The sequence below is a fragment of the Phreatobacter sp. AB_2022a genome, from assembly GCF_026847585.1.
Taxonomy (GTDB): Bacteria; Pseudomonadota; Alphaproteobacteria; order Rhizobiales; family Phreatobacteraceae; genus Phreatobacter.
Map to the genome: position 1 here is coordinate 90,381 of NZ_JAPSET010000009.1, position 19,236 is coordinate 109,616.

Consider the following 19,236-nt stretch of genomic DNA (forward strand, 5'->3'; position numbering starts at 1 on the left):
CGTGACTCTCGCGCGGGACCTGCTTGCGGAGCGCCTTGCCGGAGGCGGCGCGCTCGGCGCGGGACAGGCTGGCTGGGCGGTGATTCCGGTGCGAACCTGGCATGATCGGCACGTCCTGACCAAAGGGCGAACGCTAGACGCGGCAAGCTTGCCGATGAGTGACGCGCCGGACCGGCAGCCTGTCAAGCCGCGCCGGCCTTGCCAGATCTTTCTGCGGCTGCTTGGCTGGCAGCACCGAGACGACATGGAGCGGTCCTTGATAGTGCAGTCTTCGCGTGTCCGGCTGTCGCAGCATTCGGCGGATACGGTCGATGCCGCGCTCGCCCACGAAATCCTGGCCGAACAGGCTTCGTCGCTCGGCCGGGCAGGCCGCGCGGTCGCGGCCAGCCTTGCCGCATTGCGCGCCTTCGACGGCGAAGCGGAAGAACGGGCGCAACTGGTCCAGGCCGCGGCCGATGCCGTGTTCGGCTATTTCGTGCAGCGCGAGCTCTGCGGCTTTCGCCGGCACGACGATGCCATCAGGGACTATGCCATCCCGCGCGAGGTGATCGTGCGGGTCGGCGCCGCTGCCCCGCAGCCGCGGTGACCTCAGGTCACTGCGGATCGGTGCGCCAGAGCGTGATCCAGTCCTCGCGGGTAATCCCCTTGCAGAGCGGCATGGTGGCATAGGCACTGAGCCGGAAGCCACGTGCGGTCCAGACCCAGCTCGCCGTCGTGCCGCAGTCACCGGCGCCGCGGTCCTTGTGCACCGAGGAGAGGGTGGCCGCGCTCATTTCCTCAAGGCCGCTCGGCTCGGTCAGAGCCTGGATCGGCGGGCCGAAACGGCCAGTCTCGGCGTCGAGTGTTTCGAAGTCCACCCGACGCGCACTGCCGCCCTGGCCATCGGTCGCAAGATAGAACATCGAGCCGGCCTGGGCGGCCGCCTGCCAGCAGCCGATCTGGTAGAGCACCGTCGTGTTCGACAGCCTGACGATGCGGTTCGGTGGCCGGCGGCTGCCGGTATCACAATCGTCACTGGTCTCGCGGGCATGGCGCTCCAGCAGCGCGCGCGGCACGGTGGTGGGAGCGCGACGGCTCGGATCCGGAATGGTGACCGCGAGCGTCGGCGTCGCCGGCGCGGCGGGCACGGCGGAGGCCGGCCTGCTGCCGCGCGCGACGAGCGCCGTCGCGCCGTCGATGCGGCCCTGGACCTCGTCCATGTGGCGCAGCGCATCGGCAAGGCCGGCGAGCGACACGGCAGGGGCGCTGGCGCGGGGGGCGTTGACGCCGAACCGCAGCGAGCCGCCTTTCGTCATGGCGGCGAGCGTCCTCGCGACTGCCGCCGGCTCGACCAGCTCGAAAGCTTCCGGGCGGTCGTCGAATTCCTGCTCGATGGCACGGAACGCCGTGCCGGGGAGCTGCACCGGCGGTTCGCTGCCGACGACCAGCGTCAGCCCCTGGCCGTTGCCGACGGGCGTATTGTCGAGAACGAAGCGCAGCCGCGGCGCTGCGTCGGGGCCGGCGGACCGGTCGATCACCAGGTAGGAGCCGACCTCGCTCTCGCCTGCGAGCGTGCCGATCGCGCGGCAGGATTTGGTGTTGTCGCAGCCGACGACCCAATCCCCGAAGGTCTTGATGCCGGATTGAGCGAATGCCGGCACTGTCGCAAGACAGGCCAGGGTGGCCAGCAGACCGGCCCGCACAATAGACCCTGATGCCATGATGAAATCCTCGCAGCCGGACGTCGCCGCCGCTCATTCCAAAGGTTGATGTCGCCGTGGCGGATCCTGCACACAGGTGACGTAAGGTCAAGTGGCGGAATGCCGCAGCGCGGATCAGCCTTCCCGACCGCCCTGCGCCGCCTGTCTCAGGCTGTCGCCGATGCCGAAACGGCGGCTCGCGGCAATGGTCTCGCCGGTATCAAGGGTCAGCTCGGCATCGCCTGACGGGCGCATCTCGATGCGGGCGACCCGCGCGGGGTTGACCAGGCGCGTGCGATGAACCCGGACGATGCCGTAGGGCAGGAGCCGCTGCTCCTCGGCACGCAGGGTCGCGCGGATCAGGTGCCGCCGGCCGTCGGCAAGGCAATATTCCACGTAGTTCCCGGCCGACTGCACCCAGACGATCGCGGCGGGATCGATCCGCGTCGCCGAGGCGCCGTCGCGCAGCCAGAAGCCGGGGTCGGCCGCAGGGCCCGGTTCGGCCACCGCCAGGGGCGGCGAGGGCGGCGGTGCCGGCGCATTGTCGTTGAGCCAGAAGGTCGCTGCGAGCAGCAGATAGGTCAGCGCGTCCTTGCGGACCTCGTAGACGAGCGTCGCGAACGATGCGTCGAAGCCGTAGGGGCCGAGGCCGGCCGCGGCATGGCCGAGCTTGCGCAGCAGAACCATGCCGGCAATGTGCAGGGCCGAGAACAGAAGGATCAGCGCAAGATTGACCGCCAGTCCGCCGAGCAGCGCGGTGCCGCTGCCGCGGACCTGCGCGGCGCCCCGGCGGATCAGCGGCGCGAGCGCGAAGACGACGGCGACGCTGGACAATTCCCAGAACAGCACGACCGGCAGCGGCGTGGTCCGCCCGCCGACACGTGCGGCATCGGCGACGGCCGAGAGCCCGTTGACCATGGCGACCCCCGCGAGAACGGCGCCGATCAGCGTGTAGATCTTCCAGGGCGCGAGGCGCGGGGCCGTCGCGGGCGGAGGCGGCTCGACATTGCCGTTCGTCACGCCATCACCCCCGCTCATCCCTGCGCGCTTCCATCCGTCCCGCGGCAAAGGCCATCGATCCCGCGCCATCTGGACGATGGCGCGGCGATGCGGCGGCATGGCCGCAGGCGGGCGGTTCGAGCTCCGCGGCGACAACAGGATCAGGCATCATGGCTGCAACGACAGCAGCGCCGGCGGAGCGGCGCATCGATCTCGACTGGATCCGCATCGCGGCCTTCGGCCTCCTCATCCTCTATCATGTCGGCATGCTCTACGTGAGCTGGGGCTTCCATGTGAAGAGCCCGTCGATCGTGCCGTCGATCGAGCCGCTGATGCTGGCGCTCAACCCCTGGCGGCTCGGCCTGCTCTTTCTCGTCTCCGGCTGCGCGACCGCCTTCATGATCGGCCGCCTGACGCCCGGCCGGCTCGCCCGGCTGAGGTCGTGGCGCCTGCTCGTGCCGCTCGCCTTCGGCATGCTGGTCGTCGTGCCGCCCCAGTCCTATCTGCAGGTCGTCGACAGTTTCGGTTATCGCGGCAGTTTCTGGGACTTCTATGTCGCCGACTATCTCGGCCTGCCGCACCCGTTCTGCGCGCTGACCGACCAGCGCCGGTGCATCATCCTGCCGACCTGGAACCACCTTTGGTTCGTGCTCTATCTGTGGACCTACACCATGCTGCTCGCCGCCATCCTCGCGCTGGTTCCCCGGCTGGTCGAGCGCCTGCAGCCGCTTCTGGAGCGAGCTATGTCGGGCATTGGCCTTCTCGTCTGGCCGGCCCTGCTGCTCGCGCTCTGCCGGATCGTGCTGTTTCCTCGGTTTCCGGAGACGCATGCGCTGTTCGACGACTGGTATGCGCACGCAGCCTATTTTGCGCTGTTCCTGGTGGGGTTCCTGATCGCACGCTCGGTGTTCCTCTGGCAGGCGATCGAGGACTGGCGTTGGCGCGCACTGACCGTCGCGATGCTCGGCTACGGCCTTTATGTCGGAGCCTATCTCGCCCGCCAGAACGGCCTCGCGTCCGACTGGCTGCCGGCCGGCCAGCGGGCGGCTTTCGGAATCCAGCAATGGTGCGCGATCGTGGCGGTGCTCGGTTTCGGGCGACGCTGGCTGCCCCGGCGGGATTCGGCCGCGCGGCGCTATCTGACCGAAGCGGTCTTCCCCTATTACATCATCCACCAGACCGTGATCATCGCCGTCGCTTATGCCGTCGCGTCGTGGCGGCTGCCGGCGGCCGCCGAGGCCGCGATCATCGTCTCAGCCACGGTGGTCGCCTGCGTGCTGACCTACGAGATTGCGCGCCGCAGCGCCCGGCTGAGGCCCTTGTTTGGTCTGAAGGCCGCGAGCCGGCCGGAGGCAGGCCTGGCGCCGGCCGCCTGACCGCGCCGTCCATGCGGCTGGCGGCGCAGCGCCCCGCTTCGCCCTCGATCCGGCGGGACGGCGAGGGATGCCTTGCCCGGCGCGCGCCTAGCCAGGCGTCCAGCCGGCTATGGCCGAGATGGCGCGCGCCTGATCGCGCAGGGCCTGCGCGGTCGATCCGGCGAGGTCGTCGTCGAGCACGCCGATCGGCCCCATCAGCGTGATCGCGGCGATCATGAAGCCGGTCTGGTCGAAGATCGGAGCCGAAAGCGAGGTGAAGTTGGCCAGGAGCGCGTCGCGGCAGCGGCTGATGCCGTTGCGCCGGATGGCGGCCGTCATCTCCGCCACCTCTGCCGGGCTGTCGGGCGTGTCGTCGGCCTTCGGCCCGCGCCCATTGGGGGGGCCTTCGGCGAGTTCCTGCGCCAGCATCGGGCGGGTGAGGTCGGGCGGCAGATGGGCCAGGAAATTGCGGCCGAGAGCGGAGCGCAGCAGAGTCAGCACGCTGCCGACGCGCAGCTCGATGATCGGCCGGCTGGCGCCACCTTCGACGCGGTAGACGATGGTCGGGCCGCGATTGCCCCAGACCCCGAGAAAGACCGTGTGACCGATGGACGTCGCGAGCTCCGCCATGACCGGCCGGGCGGCGGTGAACACGTCGAACTGTTCGATCGCCGCCATGCCGAGCTTGAGCGCGTAGGGGCCAAGGGCATAGCAGCCGGTATCGGTTTCCTGCCGCACGATGCCGACGGCCTGAAAGCTCACGAGATAATAGTGGACATTGGCGGCCGACATGCCGGTCCCCGCGGCGATCATCTTGAGCGGCACCGGACGCAGCGCCGTGAGCAGGTAGTCCAGAATCCTGAAGCCGATCTCGATCGACTGGATGCCGCGCCGGCCCGGCCGGTCCGCAGGCGCCGCCTTGGCGGTCGCGCGGGCAGCCGGCGGGCTTTCAGCCTGGGCAGCGGCCTGCCGGGGAGGCCTGCCGCGACTTGCATCCTTACCAGAAGCGTTCACCGAATGTCCTTTGGAATCAAGTGCTTCATGCCGCCGCTGCGACGCTGCCGCGAGCTTGGGCATTCGCCGCGTCGATTTCAAGCGGCAGTGAATTTGACAATATCATATGTTTTTGATCATAGAGAATGACGAGCTCTCGCGCCGACACGCACGCTTGAGCCGCAACGAGGGGATGGCCGATGGACGCCACGATCAGGCCGGCAACGGCGCAGGATTTCACGCGCTCGGAGGAGCGGCAGGTCGTTCTGGCCTCGACGCTCGGTACCGTTTTCGAGTGGTATGATTTCTTCATCTACGGCTCGCTGGCCGTGTTCATGAGCTCGGTGCTGTTCCCGCCCGACAATCCGACCGCTGCGCTGCTCGCCTCGCTCGGCGCGCTCGCCGCGGGCTTCGTCATCCGGCCGATCGGCGCGATCCTGTTCGGCCGGATCGGCGACATGGTCGGCCGCAAATACACCTTCCTCATCACCATCGTGATGATGGGAGGCAGCACGGCGCTGATCGGCTTCCTGCCGAGCTATGCCTCCGTCGGCCATGCCGCCTGGATCTCGCTCCTGATCCTCCGGCTGGTGCAGGGACTTGCCGTCGGCGGCGAATATGGCGGTGCCGTCATCTATGTGGCCGAGCATTCGCGTCCCGACCGCCGCGGTCTCCTGACCGGCTGGATCCAGATCACCTCCTCGATCGGGCTGGCGCTGTCGATCGTCGTGATCCTGTGCACGCAGGCCCTCATGTCGGAGAGCGCGTTCAAGGCCTGGGGCTGGCGCATCCCGTTCATCGTTTCGATCGCCATGTTGGCTTTCTCGATCTATGTGCGGGCGAAGCTGCACGAATCGCCGGTCTTCGCGCGGATGAAGGCCGAGCGGCGGCTGTCGAAGAGTCCGATCGCCGACACGTTCGGCCGCTGGTCCAGTCTGCGCCTGATCCTGATCGCGCTGTTCGGCGTCACCGCCGGCATGGGCGCGTCCTATTTCACCGGCCAGTTCTACGTGATGATCTTCATGCAGCAGGTGGTGAAGATCGATCTGCAGACGTCCTATCTGCTGATGGCGGTGGGCCTCCTGATCGGCGCGCCCAGCTTCATCTTCTTCGGCTGGCTCTCGGACCGGCTCGGCCGGAAATGGCTGATGATGGCGGGCCTGCTGCTGGCCGCGCTGTGCTACCGGCCGATGTTCGCCATGCTCATGGAGGCGGGCAATCCGCAGCTCGTCGCCGCGACCTCCGGCGCCCCCGTCACCGTGCATGCCGACAGCCGCAGCGACGCCTGCAGCTTCGGGCTGGCCGCCTCTCTGCTCAACACGCACCGCGATCACGCCAAGCCCTGCGTCCAGGCCAAGAAGCTGCTGATCGCCAGCGGCATCAATTTCAGCTACGGGCCGCCGCTGGCCGGCGAAGCCGTGGCGATTTCGGTGCAGGGCAAGACGGTCGCAGGCTTCGATCCCGCTGGCTACCGCAAGGCTCTCGCCGAGGCGGGCTATCCGGCGGCGGCGGATCCGGCACGGGTTTCATCCACCCTCATCGTGCTGCTCCTGGTGGCGATGACCGTCATTGCCGCCATGGTCTATGGTCCGGTCGCCTCGTTCCTGGTCGAAGTCTTCCCGGCCAATATCCGCTACACCGCGCTATCCTTCCCCTATCATATCGGCGCCGGGATTTTCGGTGGCTTCCTGCCGTTCTTCGCAACCTATCTGTCGCTGGCGGTCGGCGATGTCTTTGCCGGCCTCTGGTACCCGGTCGTGATCACATCGGTCACCCTGATCATCGGCACGCTCGTCCTGCCGAACCGCCCGCAGCTGGACCGGGAGGGATGACCGTGAGCGTTGTCCGCTACAAGGCGGCGGTGGCCCAGGCAGCGTCCTGCCCCGACGATGCCATGGCGTCCGCAACCAAGGCCGCGCGGCTGATCGAAGAGGCGGCGGGGGCGGGTGCGCGACTGATCGTCTTTCCGGAAGCCTTCCTTGGTGGTTATCCGAAGGGCGCCTCGTTCGGCGCGCCGATCGGCATGCGCAAGCCCGAGGGGCGGGATGCGTTCCGCCGCTATTTCGAGCAGGCGATCGACCTCGACGGGCCGGAAGTCGCGGCGATCGCCGCGGCCACCGCCACCACCGGCCTGTTCGCCGTCATCGGCTGCATCGAGCGCGACGGCGGCACGCTTCACTGCACCGTCCTGTTTTTCGATGGCGCGGCAGGCCTGATCGGCAAGCACCGCAAACTGATGCCGACCGCCGGCGAACGGCTGATCTGGGGGTTCGGAGACGGTTCGACCATGCCCGTTTTCAAAACCTCGCTCGGCCGGATTGGCGCGGTGATCTGCTGGGAGAACTACATGCCCATGCTGCGCATGCACATGTTCAGCCAGGGCATCAGCATCTATTGCGCGCCGACCGCCGACGACCGCGACACCTGGCTGCCGTCGATGCGCCACATCGCCCTGGAGGGCCGCTGCTTCGTGCTGACCGCCTGCCAGCACATCCGCCGCGGCGCCTTCCCCGCCGGGCACGAATGCGCGCTCGGCGATGATCCTGACACCGTTCTGATGCGCGGCGGCAGCGCCATCGTCGATCCGCTCGGCGGCGTGCTGGCCGGACCCGATTTCACCGGCGAGACCATCCTCTACGCCGATATCGACCTTGGCGAGGTCGCGCGCGGCAAGTTCGATTTCGACGTGGTCGGCCACTATGCCCGGCCTGACATCTTCAGCCTGACCGTCGACGACAGGCCGAGGCCGGCGGTCTCGACGCTCGGCGATCCGCAAGCCGGGAGCTGACTGCGTCCATGCTGTTCGACCTGACGGAACTCCCGGCCGAGATCGGCTACAAGATCCTGACCGCCACGGTGACGCCGCGGCCGATCGCCTGGGTCACCACCTGCTCGCCCGACGGCATCGCCAATGCGGCGCCGTTCAGCTTCTTCAATGTCATGGGGCACGAGCCGCCGACGGTCGCCCTCGGCCTGCTGCGCCATCCGCGGCGCGGCCTGAAGGACACCGCCGCAAATATCCTGGCGACTGGCGAGTTCGTGGTTCAGCTCGTGCCCGAGAGCATGGCGGAGGCGATGAACGCAACCTGCGCGGATCTCGACCCGGAGGTCGACGAGCTGGCACTGGCCGGCCTCGGCACGGTTCCATCGGCGCAGGTGCGGCCTCCTCGCATCGCCGACAGCCCGGTTGCGCTCGAATGCCGCAATCTGGCCTCCGTCGTGACTGGCCCGCGGCAGATGACCGTCATCGGGCAGGTCCTGTGCGCGCATGTTGCCGATCGGCTCGTGCTCGACGCCGCGCGCGGCCATATCGACACGCCCTCGCTCGGCCTTATCGGCCGCATGCATGGCAGTGGCTGGTATTCGCGCCCCGGGGGGCTGTTTCAGATGGCGCGGCCTTGAGCCGGGCCGATCAGGGCCGGACTCAGGCCCACATCCACAAGGATGCCATCAAGGCTACGATGAAGCCGCCCCAGACAAGCATGGCGGGCCCGGTGATCTGGTTGTTGGCAAAACCCATGACACGACGCCGCTACGAGATGGACGGCGGAGTCTCTAGCTCATCGGGGTGAGATTGTGAACCCGATTCTTCCGACCGTCATCAAGACGTCGCACTCTCTCCGCGATATCAGCAATGTTCGCGAGCCGCTTCTGCCCTCTTCTGGCGCTGTAATTGCTGCTCGCGCAAGAAGATGAACAGGCCGGCGCCGACGATGATCGCGGCTCCGGCCAGCGTCTTCATGTCGGAAACCTCGCCGAAGACCAGATAACCGAACAGAATGCCCCAGACTATCAGTGTATATTGATAGGGAACGACAACCGATGCGGGCGCGAGCTTCAGGGCGAGGTTGACGCAGAGGTTGCCGGCCAGCGAGCCGAGGCCGAGCACGACGAGCAACGTCGCATCGAAGGGGCCGGGCGGCGTCCAGCCCTGCCAGGCCACCATGGTCACGCCGAAGCCCAGGGCTGCGACCAGTTGCCAGCCCATCAGCACCGCGTTGCTCGTCCCCGCGAGCTTGCGCGTGGCGACCATGAAGCAGGCATAGCTGAAGCTGCCGGCGAGAGCGCAGAGCGCGCCGAAGGACAGGCTCGCATCGGTGGGAGACAGCGCCAGGACCACGCCGAAAAAGCCGACGCCGACCGCGCTCCAGCGGCGCCAGCCGACATGTTCGCCGAGCAGCCAGGGCGACAGCGCCGTCACGTAGATCGGCCCGGCGAGGTAATAGGTCATGACGCTGGCCAGCGGCAGGTCGGTCAAGGCCCAGAAGAACAGCGAGGCCTCCAGCATCGCCAGGACGCCGCGCAGGACCTGCAGCCAGGGCTTGGGCTGGGTGCGCAGCGGCAGCAGGCCGCCGCGGACGATCAGCGGCAGGATGATGGCGAGGCCGACCACCGACCGGGCGAGCATGATCTGCCCGACCGTGAACGTGCCGAGCAGCCATTTGCCCAGCGTGTCATTGGCGGCGAACAGGAAGAACCCGGTCAGCATCATGATGATGCCGAGCGAAATGTTCTGTTTCTCGGGACTCTTGGCCAGGGCGCGGGCTCCTCGGGCACGGACGGCGATCATGCCTCGGGTCGTGAACCCGACATTCGCCCGGCGCCGGTGGCACGGCCCCAGGGAGCGGGGCCCGGATGGGCGCCTCCAAGGCCCAAGGCCCGCGCGCGGACGGAGCGGAAATCGCAGCCTCAGCGAGCGCTGCATGGCCGAACCGGGCCGCGCCGGCAAGCCCCTCCGCGCGGCAGCGGCATTTCAACGCAGTCAGCCAGGTCGATGGCGCCGCATCCAGGCCGAGGCATAGGAGCAGAGCGGAACCACGTCGCGCCCTTCGGCCGCGGCGAGGGCGACGATGCCTTCCATCAGGCGACCGGCGGCGCCGGTGCCGCGCAGAGGCACGGGGGCCTCGACATGCAGGATGACGATCGATCCCGGATCGCGCCGGTAATTGGCGAAGACGATGTCGCCGCCGACATGGAGCTCGAAGCGTTTCGCCTCGACATTGTCATGGATGCGCTCGGTCATGATCGGCTTGTTCCAACCCCAATTCCGCTAGCCCGGCTAAAGAGATGGCGTCCGTCATCGCCACGATCAAGTCGCCAGCCCTGCGGGGCGAGGCAGGCCGCTCTGCCGTTACGGCAAGGCGGCGTCGGCGTGCTTGTCGGCGGCGTCGGGCGATCGGCGGACTGGCGGTCTTTGCAAGGCCGCCGCCACGCGCGAAACTTCGCCCAGGAAGCCGGCGCGCCCGACGCCGGCACTGCGAGAGGAGCGTCCACAATGCCAGCCCCGGACATGGTGACAGGTCAGGTGATTCCGTTTGCCGGCCTCGACGTGCCCTGGCTGCTGCGCATGCGCGCGGAGACACGACGGGATCATCCGTTCCTGATCTGGGCGCCCTTTGACGCTCCGGCCCGATCCTGGAGCTATGGTGAGTTTCACGACCGGGTCGGCGCGCTCGCCGCGGGCCTCGCGCGCCGCGGCGTCCGCCCGGGCGACTTCGTGCTCATTCATCTCGACAATTGCATCGAGGCGCTGCTCGCCTGGTATGCGCTCGTCGAGCTCGGCGCGGTGGCGGTGACGACCAACACCCGCTCGGCGCCCGCGGAAGTCGCCTATTTCGCCGAACATTCGCAGGCGGTCGCGGCCATCACGCAGCCCGCCTATGCAGGGCTCGTCGCCTCGGCCTGTCCGGGGCTGCGCTGGATCGCGGTCACCGGCCACGATGGCGGCGTCGCGCCGGCGGCCGGCCAGGGCGCGGCGCGCGGCGAGCGCCTTGAGGCGTTGTTCGCCGACCCGGCCGACCGGCCGCGGCGGCCGGCCGACCCGCTGCACCCCTGCAGCGTCCAGTACACGTCGGGCACGACGGCGCGCCCGAAGGCGGTGTTGTGGACGCATGCCAATGCGCTCTGGGGCGCCAAGATCAATGCCGCGCACGAGGACCTGCGGCCGGACGACGTGCATCTCGTCCATCTGCCGCTGTTCCATACCAATGCCCAGGCCTATTCGGTGCTGGCCGCACTCTGGGTCGGGGCGACCGCCGTGATCCAGCCGCGCTTCTCGGCAAGCCGGTTCTGGAGCGTGGCGGCGGCCCATCGCTGCACCTGGACCTCGGTGGTGCCGTTCTGCGTCCGCGCGCTGATGGAGCGGGACATCCCCGAGCGCCACAGCTTCCGGCTGTGGGGCAGCGCCGTCTCCTCGCCGCCCACCGACGCGCTGTTCGGTGTGCGCACCATCGGCTGGTGGGGCATGACCGAAACCATCACCCACGGCATCGTCGGCGAGTTGCACCAGCCCAACACGCCGATGGCCATCGGCCGGCCGGCCCCCGAATATCAGATCCGGATCGTCGACGACGGTGGTGCGCCGACGGCGGTCGGGGAGACCGGCCACCTCCTGATCCGTGGCATTCGCGGGCTCTCGCTGTTCGCCGAATATCTGCACAACGCCAAGGCGATGCGCGAAAGCTTCGATGAGGCCGGCTATTTCATCACCGGCGACCGGGTGACCCGGCTCGAGAACGGTTTCATCCGCTTCGCCGATCGCGACAAGGACATGCTCAAGGTCGGCGGCGAGAATGTCGCGGCCTCCGAGATCGAGCAGGTGGTGATGACCGTGCCGGGGGTGGTCGAGACCGCCGTCGTCGCCAAGAAGCACCCGATGCTGGACGAGGTGCCCGTCGTCTTCATCATCCCGCAGGGCGGCGCCGCGGCGGCACGCCCCGGCTTTGCCGACGAGGTGCTGGCGGCCTGCCGGGCGGTGCTCGCCGACTTCAAGGTGCCGCGCGAGGTTCATCTTGTCGACGACATGCCGCGCGCAACGCTCGAGAAGATCGCCAAGGCGGAGCTGCGGCGGCGTCTCGAGGCAGCCTCATGAGGCATTCTGCCAGGCGAGATAGGCGTTCAGGCCATCGACCAGGGCGTCGAACACGATCCGGCAGCGTCGGCTCGATCGCAGGTCCTCGTGCATGGCCACCCATGTGTCGAGGCCGAGCATGAAGGCATCCGGCAGCAGCGGCACGAGATCCGGATCACGCCGGGCTATGCCGATCTGGCAGCCGCCGATGCCGTAGCCGGCGCGGATCATGGCGAGCTGGGCGAGGTCGCTGTCGGCGCGCAGCGCGAACATCATCCGGTCGAAGCCGCTGACGCGCCGGCGCATGCTGCGGATCGCCGGCGTCTCCCTGTCGAAGCCGATGAGCGTGTGCCGCGCGAGATCCTCGATCCGTTCGGGCCGTCCGGCCCGCGCAATGTAATGGCGGCTGGCATGCAGCCCGACCTTGATCTCGCCGATCCGCCTGGCGACCAGTGCCTCCTGCGTCGGCCCGACCATGCGCACGGCGATATCGGCCTCGCGGCGGATCAGGTCCTCGACCGCGCTCGACAGGGCGAGCTCGAAGACGAGTTCGGGATGGCGCTCGCGCAAGGGTGTCAGGATGGCGGGCAGAACCTCGATTCCGATCATTTCGCTCGCCGCGATCCGGACGACGCCGCGCACGGCCTCGCGCTCGCCTGAGGCGGCGCGCACCAGCGCCGCTGCCGTGGCGGCGAGGCTTTCGGCATAGGGCCGCAGCTGCAGCGCCGCATCGGTCGGCTGCAAGCCCTGCTGGGAACGGGTGAACAGTTCGAGCCCGAGCGCGGTTTCGAGGGCGTCGACGTGCCGGCCGATGGTTGGCTGCGTCAGGCCCAGTGCGCGGGCTGCGCCGGAGAGGGAGCCTTCGTCCAGCACGGCGAGCAGGCTCCGGTAGAGATCCCAGTCGGGGGCGGTCGTAGTCATACATTCATGTATATCGTCTGCACTCATTTAGCCAATTTTCTTTTGACCCGTGGCGATCGATCCTCCGACCGTGCTTGACCAAGGAGATCGACATGACGCGGACAGAGACGGCACTGGTTCTCGGCGCGACCGGCGGCATCGGCGGCGAAGTCGCGCGCCGACTCGCCGCGCGCGGCTGGCAGGTGAAGGCGCTCAATCGCAGCGCGGCGCGCCAGGCCGAGCCGGGCCTTGCCTGGGTGCAGGGCGACGCGATGCGGCCCGCCGACGTGATCGCCGCCGCCGAAGGCGCCGCCCTGATCGTTCATGCGGTCAATCCGCCGGGCTATCGGCGCTGGGAGGAACTGGTCCTGCCGATGCTGGACAGCAGCATCGCCGCGGCGCGCGCCTCGGGCGCTCGCATCCTGCTGCCGGGTACGGTCTACAACTACGGTGCCGACGCCTATCGCCGGCCCATCGCCGAGGACGCGCCGCAGAATCCGCTAACGCGCAAGGGCAGGGTGCGGGTGGAGATGGAGCGGCGCCTGAAGGTGGCCGCCGGCGACGGCGTCAGGACGCTGGTCGTGCGGGCTGGCGACTTCTTCGGGCCGCGTGCGGCCAACAATTGGTTCTCGCAGGGTCTGGTGAAGCCCGGCCGCCGCGTGACCCGCATCACCTATCCGGGCCGGCCCGGCACCGGCCATCAATGGGCCTATCTGCCCGATGTCGCGGAAACGATGATCCGGCTGGTCGAGCGCGAGGCGGAGCTTGCCGATTTCGCCTGCTACCATATGGATGGTCATTGGGATGCCGACGGGCGCGCCATGGTGGCGGCGATCGGGCGGGCCGCCGGCGTCCCGGCTCCGCGCGTCTCGGCCTTCCCCTGGTGGCTGGCGGCGCTCGCATCGCCGGTCGTGCCGCTGTTCCGCGAGTTGCGCGAAATGCGCTATCTCTGGCAGGAGCCGGTGCGCCTGGACAATGCGCGGCTCAGGGCATTGCTCGGCGACGAACCGCGGACGCCGCTCGACGAGGCCGTGCGCGCGACGTTGAGGGGACTTGGAGCATTGGGGCAGGGCGGAGAGGCCGATCATTGAACACACGCTTTCTCGAAGCCTTCGTCTGGGTGGCGCGGCTTGGCAGCTTTCGCGGAGCGGCCGATCGGCTGAACCTGACGCAGGCGGCGATTTCGAGCCGCATCGCCTCGCTCGAGGAGGATTTCGGCCAGAAGCTGTTCGATCGTGATCCGCGCGAGCTGAAGCTGACCGCCGCCGGGCGGGTGCTGCTGCCCTATGCCGAGCGCATGCTGGAAATCGGCCGGGACATGCAGACGGCGGTGCGGACGGGATCGGAGCTCACGGGCACGCTGCGCATCGGGGTGGTCGAGACCATCGTCCATACCTGGCTGATCGATTTCCTCGACGAGCTGAAGCGCCGGCATGGCGGCCTGGAGATCCAGCTCACGGCCGAGCCGACCCATCGGCTGCACGAGGATCTGCGGCGCGGCCAGACCGACGTCGCGATCCAGACCGATGCGATCCTGGACGAATCCGTGCGCAACCGCGAGATCGGCCTGATGCCGATGGGCTGGGTCGGCCCGGGCGGCGGACAGGCCGGCCGTCGCGTCCTGACGCTGGCCGAGCTGGCCGAGCAGCCGCTGATCGCCATGACGCGCGGGTCGCAGCCGCATCTTGCGCTGCTCGACACCTGCCGGCGCGAAGACGTGACGCCCAAGACGATCCATTGCATTAGCTCGATCGCCGCGATCATCCGCCTCGCGACGGCCGGCTTCGGCGCTGCCGTGCTGCCGCTCGCTGCGATCCGCGAGGAACTTGCCGATGGGCGCCTGGCGATCATCCCCTGTTCGGCCAATCTCGGGCCGCTGCGGCTGGTGGTGAGCCACCGGATCGACCCGACCAACCGCGCTTCGGAGGTGGTCGCCGCGCTCGCCTACGAGACGGCGCTGGCTTTCGCCGAGCGCGTCGGCGCGCCGATGGCGGTGCCGCCGACGGGGGGCTGACGCAGAAAAATCTATCGCCGGCCATCAAAATAACCCGTTTGACCGCTGGCTGCCGTGACATCGATATGACGGCCCAACTTTGCCAGTCTAGCGAGGATGGGAATGGCCGATCAGTCGAATTGCCCGGGGCTTCTGTTCGTCTGGACCAATATCGATCCGTTGCACGAGGCCGACTTCAACAAGTGGTACGACCGCGAACACGTCGAGGAACGTATTGCGATCAAGGGATTTGTGGTCGGCGCGCGCTATATTGCCAGCAAGGCGCCGCGCAAATATCTCGGCCTCTACCGTACCGACGATCTCGGCGTGTTCACCAGCCCGGAATACAAGCAGGCCTTCGCCCACCAGACGCCCTGGTCGGTGACCAATTTCGGCCGCATGAGCGATGCCATGCGTCGCGTCTGCGCGATCACGGTCGAAAGCGGCATCGGCGCCGGTACCTGGCTCGCCATCATCAGGCTCGGCCGCCTGCCGCAGGGCGCTGATCTCGCGACGCTTGCCGATCTCGGCCGCACCGCTGCCGGCCGGGACGGCGTCATCGCCACGCGCCTCCTGGAGCCCGACGCCGCGCTCTCGACGCCGCTGCCGGCCGAGCCGGCCGAGAACCGCCTGCTCGATCCCATGCTGCTCGTCGAGGGCACGTCGGAGGCTGCGGTGACGGCCGCCGCGGAGGCGGTCGCCGGCGAACTCGGCATCGCGGCCGGCGAGATCGCGACGCTGCAGATGATGTGGCGCCTGCAATCGAGCGAAATTCCGCAGCGTGCGGCCTGAGGCGAGGTGCCATGACGTCGACCGCTTCCGCGCCTGCCACCACCCGTCCGGCCGCCGCGTCGCGGCTCGATCAGGTCCTTGACCGCATCGCAGCCGGTGGGCGGGACAAGGTCTCGGCCTTCACCCGCCTCTATCCGGACGCGGCGCGGGCCGCGGCCCTTGCCAGCGATCGGCGCCGGGCCGAAGGGGCGGGGCTCGGCCCGCTCGACGGTCGCATCCTGTCGGTCAAGGATCTCTTCGACATTGCCGGCGAGACGACCGCGGCCGGCTCTGCCGTCCTGAGGGATCAGCCGCCGGCCGCGGCCGACGCTCCGGTGATCGCGCGGCTGAAACAGGCCGGCGCCGTCATCGTCGGCAAGACCGTGATGACGGAGTTCGCCTTCTCGGCCGTCGGCCTCAATCCGCATGACGGCAATGTCGACAACCCGCGCGCTCCGGGGCGCGTTGCGGGCGGCTCGTCCACCGGTGCCGTGGTCTCCGTGGTCGATGGCACGAGCGACATCGCGATCGGCTCCGATACCGGCGGCTCGCTGCGCATTCCCGCGGCGCTGTCCGGAGCGGTCGGCTTCAAGCCCACCGCCGGCCGCGTGCCGACGTCGGGCGCGTTTTCCCTGTCGTCGACGCTCGACGTGGTCGGCGCGATCGCCGGCAATGTGGCCGATTGCGCCCTGGCCGACGCCGTTCTCGCGGGTGAGAGCGCATATGGACTGGCCCCGGTTCCGGCCGCGGCGGTGCGGCTCGTCGTGCCGCGCGGCCGGCTGTTCGCCGACACGGAGCCGGTGGTCGCGGAGGCCTTCGAGACGGCGCTCAGCCGCCTGCGCGCGGCCGGCATGACGATCGCGGAGGGCGGGCTCGAAGCCGAGCTCGACCGCCTGGCGGAGATCGATGCGATCGGCGCCTTCACCGCGATCGAACTGGCCGCGACCTTGCGCGAACGGGGCGTCGGCAGCCTCGATCGCGTCGACCCGAAGACCCGGGCCCGGATCGAGGCCGGCGCCGGCAAGGCCGCTCCTGACTATGTCCGCATGGTCAGGCTGCGCGAGCGCCTGGTCGGCGATGTTGCCGCCGGCATGGCCGCCGGCACGGTCTTCGTGCTGCCGACGGTGCCGGTGACGGCCCCGCCGATCGCGGAGGTGCTCGACGATACCGCCTTCCACCGCGTGAACGGCCTCGTCCTGCGCAATCCGCGCGTCGCCAATCTCTTCGACTGCCCCGCGATCTCGCTGCCGATGGCGACCGGTGGCCTGCCGGCCGGGCTGATGCTGATGGGGCGGCGCGGCTCCGACCGCAGCCTTCTCGCCATCGCCGCCGCGGTCGAAGCCGCGCTGGCGCGCTGACGGGCGGTTCTTCGACAGATATCGGGCCGCGACGGCGCCGCCGTCCCGGCCCGGGCGTTCAACAGGCATTGCGCCAATCCAGCAAGGGGAAAAACCAGATGACGGCCACGACCGCCAGCCATACGCCCGCCGAAAGTCCCGACATGCGCAAGCTGGCGTCGGCCAGCCTGATCGGCACCACGCTCGAATGGTACGAGTTCACCATCTACAACACGATGGCGGCTCTTATCTTCAACAAGGTCTTCTTTCCCTCGTTCGACCCGCTGGTCGGCATCATCCTGGCCTTTTCCACCTATGCCGTCGGCTATGTCTCGCGCCCCTTCGGCGGCGTGCTGTTCGGCCATCTCGGCGACAAGCTCGGCCGCCGTTTCGTGCTGGTCGCGACCCTCGTCCTGATGGGCGTGACCACGCTGCTCATGGGCCTGCTGCCGACCTATGAGACCATCGGCATCGCCAGCCCGATCCTGCTCGTGCTGCTGCGCTTCGTTCAGGGCGTCGCGCTCGGCGGCGAATGGGCCGGCGCCGTGCTGCTGTCGGTGGAGCACGGCCGCCAGGACCGGCGCGGCCTCAACGCCTCGTTCACGCAGATGGGCCCGTCGGCGGGCACGCTGATCGCCACCGCCGTCATCGCGCTGGTGACGCTGTCGCTGTCGGATCAGGACTTCCTGGCCTGGGGCTGGCGCATTCCCTTCATCCTGAGCGTCGTGCTCGTCATTTTCGGCCTCTGGATCCGGCGCGGTGTCGAGGAGACGCCGATGTTCAAGGAGATGGAGGAGCACAATACCAAGGCCGAGGCGCCGATCGGCGAGGTGCTGGGCCAGCACTGGCGCCGGCTCGTCGTGGCCGGCGGCGTGCGCATCGGCTCGGACGTGCTCTATGCGCTCGTCGTCGTGTTCATCCTGACCTATGTCACCCAGGTGCTGAACCTGCCGCGCTCGCTGGCGCTGACCGCCGTGCTGGTCGGGGCCGGCTTCAACGCCCTGGCCGTGCCGCTGTTCGGGCTGCTGTCCGACAAGATCGGCCGGCGTCCGGTCTATGCCTTCGGTGCGCTGGGCGGCGTCGTCTGGGCCTTCGCCTTCTTCGTGCTGCTCGACACCCGCGAGCCGCTGATGATCGTGCTCGGCGCGACGGTCGGCCTCCTCTTCCACGCGGCGATGTACGGTCCGCAGGCGGCCTTCATCGTCGAGCAGTTCCCAACCCATGTCCGCTATAGCGGCGCCTCGCTCGCCTATACCTTCGCCGGTGTCGTCGGCGGCGGCTTCGCGCCGCTGATCATCGCGACGCTGTTCCAGCGCTACGGCACGACCACGGCCATTTCGCTCTATGTCGTGGCGGCGCTCGCCATTACCCTGACGATGCTGGCCGTGGCCCGCGAGACCTATCGGGCGCATCTCAGCGAATAGGGTGCGGCGCCGGTTCCGGAATGCAAAAAGGCCCTTTCCCGCGCGCGGGGGAGGGCCGCTGGACGTCGACCCGCCGGAGGCAGCGCGATGACGCGGATCCTGATGACGACCGACGGTGTCGTTCGCTATGCCGTCGAGCGCGATTGGGCGAAGCTGCCCGCCGGGGCCGAATTCGGGCCGATCAGTCAGCTCGCCGTGCGGCGCGACGGCCGGGTGGTGGTCGTCCAGCGCAGCGCGCCGGCGGTCCTGGTCTTCGCTCCGGACGGCCGGCTCGAGACGTCATGGCACCATCCGCAATTGCCGAGCGTGCATGGCGTCGCGCTGGATGCCGACGGCAATCTGTTCATCACCTCGTTCGACGCTCATCAGGTGCTGCGCTTCGACGCGCAGGGCGGGATCACGCTGGAGCTCGGCCGGTTCGATCATCCCTCCTGGGGCGCTCCGTTCAACCATCCGACGGATATCGCGGTCGCGTCCGACGGCGAAATCTACGTCACCGATGGGTACGGCAATGCCCGGGTGCATCGTTTCACGCCCGACGGCGCGCTGATCGCGAGCTGGGGCGCGCCGGGAGCCGCGCCGGGCGAGTTCGCCTGTCCGCACGGCATCTGGGTCACCGCAGACGACAGGGTTCTGGTGCTCGACCGCGACAACAGCCGCATCCAGGTGTTCGGCCGCGGCGGCGATCTCCTGGCGGTCTGGACCGGCTTCACCAAGCCGATGGACATCTGGGGCAGCGCCGGCGGCGACCTCTTCGTCTCCGACCAGACGCCGCGCATCGTCAGGCTCGACGGCAACGGGCGGGTGAAAGGCGCGATGCGGGCCTTTTCGGTCTATCCCCACGGCCTGTGGGGCGACGGGGAGGGCAATCTGTTCGTCGCCGAGCAATTGCCCTCCGGCATCGCCAAGTACCGCATGATCGGGCCGGCCTGATC

The 19,236-nt window shown here is 68.7% G+C and carries 18 protein-coding genes; 12 read left to right on the forward strand and 6 right to left on the reverse strand.

The genetic code is table 11. The features are described 5' to 3' along the window. Position 1: 1 nt before the first annotated feature. Entirely contained in the window at positions 2 to 586 is a 585-nt protein-coding gene (locus tag OZ671_RS31950) for a DUF6665 family protein (RefSeq protein WP_328286349.1), read from the forward strand. Between the two features lie 7 nt (positions 587 to 593). On the opposite strand, the gene OZ671_RS08980 is transcribed toward OZ671_RS31950, so the two are convergent. Both OZ671_RS08980 and OZ671_RS08985 read right to left on the reverse strand, forming a co-directional pair. After that, entirely contained in the window at positions 594 to 1,700 is a 1,107-nt protein-coding gene (locus OZ671_RS08980; RefSeq protein WP_268860439.1) for a DUF1176 domain-containing protein, read from the reverse strand. 114 nt (positions 1,701 to 1,814) lie between these two features. Next, on the reverse strand, positions 1,815 to 2,717 hold the full coding sequence (locus OZ671_RS08985) for a LytTR family DNA-binding domain-containing protein (protein ID WP_268860440.1): 903 nt from the start codon (positions 2,715 to 2,717) through the stop codon (positions 1,815 to 1,817). 131 nt (positions 2,718 to 2,848) lie between these two features. Here OZ671_RS08985 and OZ671_RS08990 point away from each other — a divergent pair, with 131 nt between their 5' ends. Beyond that, positions 2,849 to 4,054, forward strand: coding sequence for an acyltransferase family protein (locus OZ671_RS08990; protein ID WP_268860441.1), 1,206 nt, complete (start codon positions 2,849 to 2,851; stop codon positions 4,052 to 4,054). 87 nt (positions 4,055 to 4,141) lie between these two features. Here the strand turns inward: OZ671_RS08990 and OZ671_RS08995 are convergent, their stop codons facing one another. Next, positions 4,142 to 5,047, reverse strand: a complete 906-nt coding sequence (locus OZ671_RS08995) for an IclR family transcriptional regulator (protein WP_268860442.1) — start codon at positions 5,045 to 5,047, stop codon at positions 4,142 to 4,144. 179 nt (positions 5,048 to 5,226) lie between these two features. Between OZ671_RS08995 and OZ671_RS09000 the strand changes: the two genes are divergently transcribed. The 3 genes from OZ671_RS09000 to OZ671_RS09010 are packed head-to-tail and all read left to right on the forward strand — an operon-like array spanning position 5,227 to position 8,428. After that, complete coding sequence (locus tag OZ671_RS09000; RefSeq protein WP_268860443.1) at positions 5,227 to 6,858, forward strand: MFS transporter; 1,632 nt, start codon at positions 5,227 to 5,229, stop codon at positions 6,856 to 6,858. Further along, positions 6,855 to 7,814: a carbon-nitrogen hydrolase family protein gene (locus tag OZ671_RS09005; protein ID WP_268860444.1), complete on the forward strand. Its 960-nt coding sequence runs from the start codon at positions 6,855 to 6,857 to the stop codon at positions 7,812 to 7,814. The genes OZ671_RS09000 and OZ671_RS09005 overlap by 4 nt, the downstream gene beginning before the upstream one ends. Before the next feature lie 8 nt (positions 7,815 to 7,822). Next, positions 7,823 to 8,428: a flavin reductase family protein gene (locus OZ671_RS09010; protein ID WP_268860445.1), complete on the forward strand. Its 606-nt coding sequence runs from the start codon at positions 7,823 to 7,825 to the stop codon at positions 8,426 to 8,428. Positions 8,429 to 8,654: 226 nt separating this feature from the next. Here the strand turns inward: OZ671_RS09010 and OZ671_RS09015 are convergent, their stop codons facing one another. Both OZ671_RS09015 and OZ671_RS09020 read right to left on the reverse strand, forming a co-directional pair. Beyond that, positions 8,655 to 9,596: a DMT family transporter gene (locus tag OZ671_RS09015; RefSeq protein WP_268860446.1), complete on the reverse strand. Its 942-nt coding sequence runs from the start codon at positions 9,594 to 9,596 to the stop codon at positions 8,655 to 8,657. 192 nt (positions 9,597 to 9,788) lie between these two features. Then, positions 9,789 to 10,049, reverse strand: a complete 261-nt coding sequence (locus OZ671_RS09020) for a GNAT family N-acetyltransferase (protein ID WP_268860447.1) — start codon at positions 10,047 to 10,049, stop codon at positions 9,789 to 9,791. A 252-nt stretch (positions 10,050 to 10,301) separates the two neighbouring features. Between OZ671_RS09020 and OZ671_RS09025 the strand changes: the two genes are divergently transcribed. Then, positions 10,302 to 11,897: an AMP-binding protein gene (locus tag OZ671_RS09025; RefSeq protein ID WP_268860448.1), complete on the forward strand. Its 1,596-nt coding sequence runs from the start codon at positions 10,302 to 10,304 to the stop codon at positions 11,895 to 11,897. Here OZ671_RS09025 and OZ671_RS09030 read toward each other — a convergent pair. Further along, complete coding sequence (locus OZ671_RS09030) at positions 11,892 to 12,797, reverse strand: LysR family transcriptional regulator (RefSeq protein ID WP_268860449.1); 906 nt, start codon at positions 12,795 to 12,797, stop codon at positions 11,892 to 11,894. The two genes, OZ671_RS09025 and OZ671_RS09030, sit on opposite strands and share 6 nt — an antisense overlap. A gap of 92 nt (positions 12,798 to 12,889) precedes the next feature. Here OZ671_RS09030 and OZ671_RS09035 point away from each other — a divergent pair, with 92 nt between their 5' ends. The 6 genes from OZ671_RS09035 to OZ671_RS09060 all read left to right on the forward strand — a co-directional run bounded on the left by OZ671_RS09035 (position 12,890) and on the right by OZ671_RS09060 (position 19,234). Continuing rightward, positions 12,890 to 13,867, forward strand: coding sequence for an NAD-dependent epimerase/dehydratase family protein (locus OZ671_RS09035; RefSeq protein ID WP_268860450.1), 978 nt, complete (start codon positions 12,890 to 12,892; stop codon positions 13,865 to 13,867). After that, positions 13,864 to 14,790, forward strand: coding sequence for a LysR family transcriptional regulator (locus OZ671_RS09040; protein WP_268860451.1), 927 nt, complete (start codon positions 13,864 to 13,866; stop codon positions 14,788 to 14,790). Before OZ671_RS09035 ends, OZ671_RS09040 begins: the two co-directional genes overlap by 4 nt. Before the next feature lie 102 nt (positions 14,791 to 14,892). Beyond that, the gene (locus OZ671_RS09045) at positions 14,893 to 15,561 is read left to right on the forward strand and encodes a DUF4286 family protein (protein WP_268860452.1); all 669 of its coding nucleotides are present in this window, start codon (positions 14,893 to 14,895) and stop codon (positions 15,559 to 15,561) included. A gap of 11 nt (positions 15,562 to 15,572) precedes the next feature. Further along, positions 15,573 to 16,898, forward strand: a complete 1,326-nt coding sequence (locus tag OZ671_RS09050) for an amidase (RefSeq protein WP_268860453.1) — start codon at positions 15,573 to 15,575, stop codon at positions 16,896 to 16,898. Positions 16,899 to 16,996: 98 nt separating this feature from the next. After that, positions 16,997 to 18,301 carry an MFS transporter gene (locus OZ671_RS09055; RefSeq protein WP_268860454.1) on the forward strand — a complete coding sequence of 435 codons (1,305 nt, stop codon included), beginning with the start codon at positions 16,997 to 16,999 and terminating at the stop codon, positions 18,299 to 18,301. A gap of 87 nt (positions 18,302 to 18,388) precedes the next feature. Next, positions 18,389 to 19,234 (forward strand): 6-bladed beta-propeller, encoded by an 846-nt coding sequence (locus OZ671_RS09060; RefSeq protein ID WP_268860455.1) that lies wholly within the window; start codon positions 18,389 to 18,391, stop codon positions 19,232 to 19,234. Positions 19,235 to 19,236: the final 2 nt, after the last annotated feature.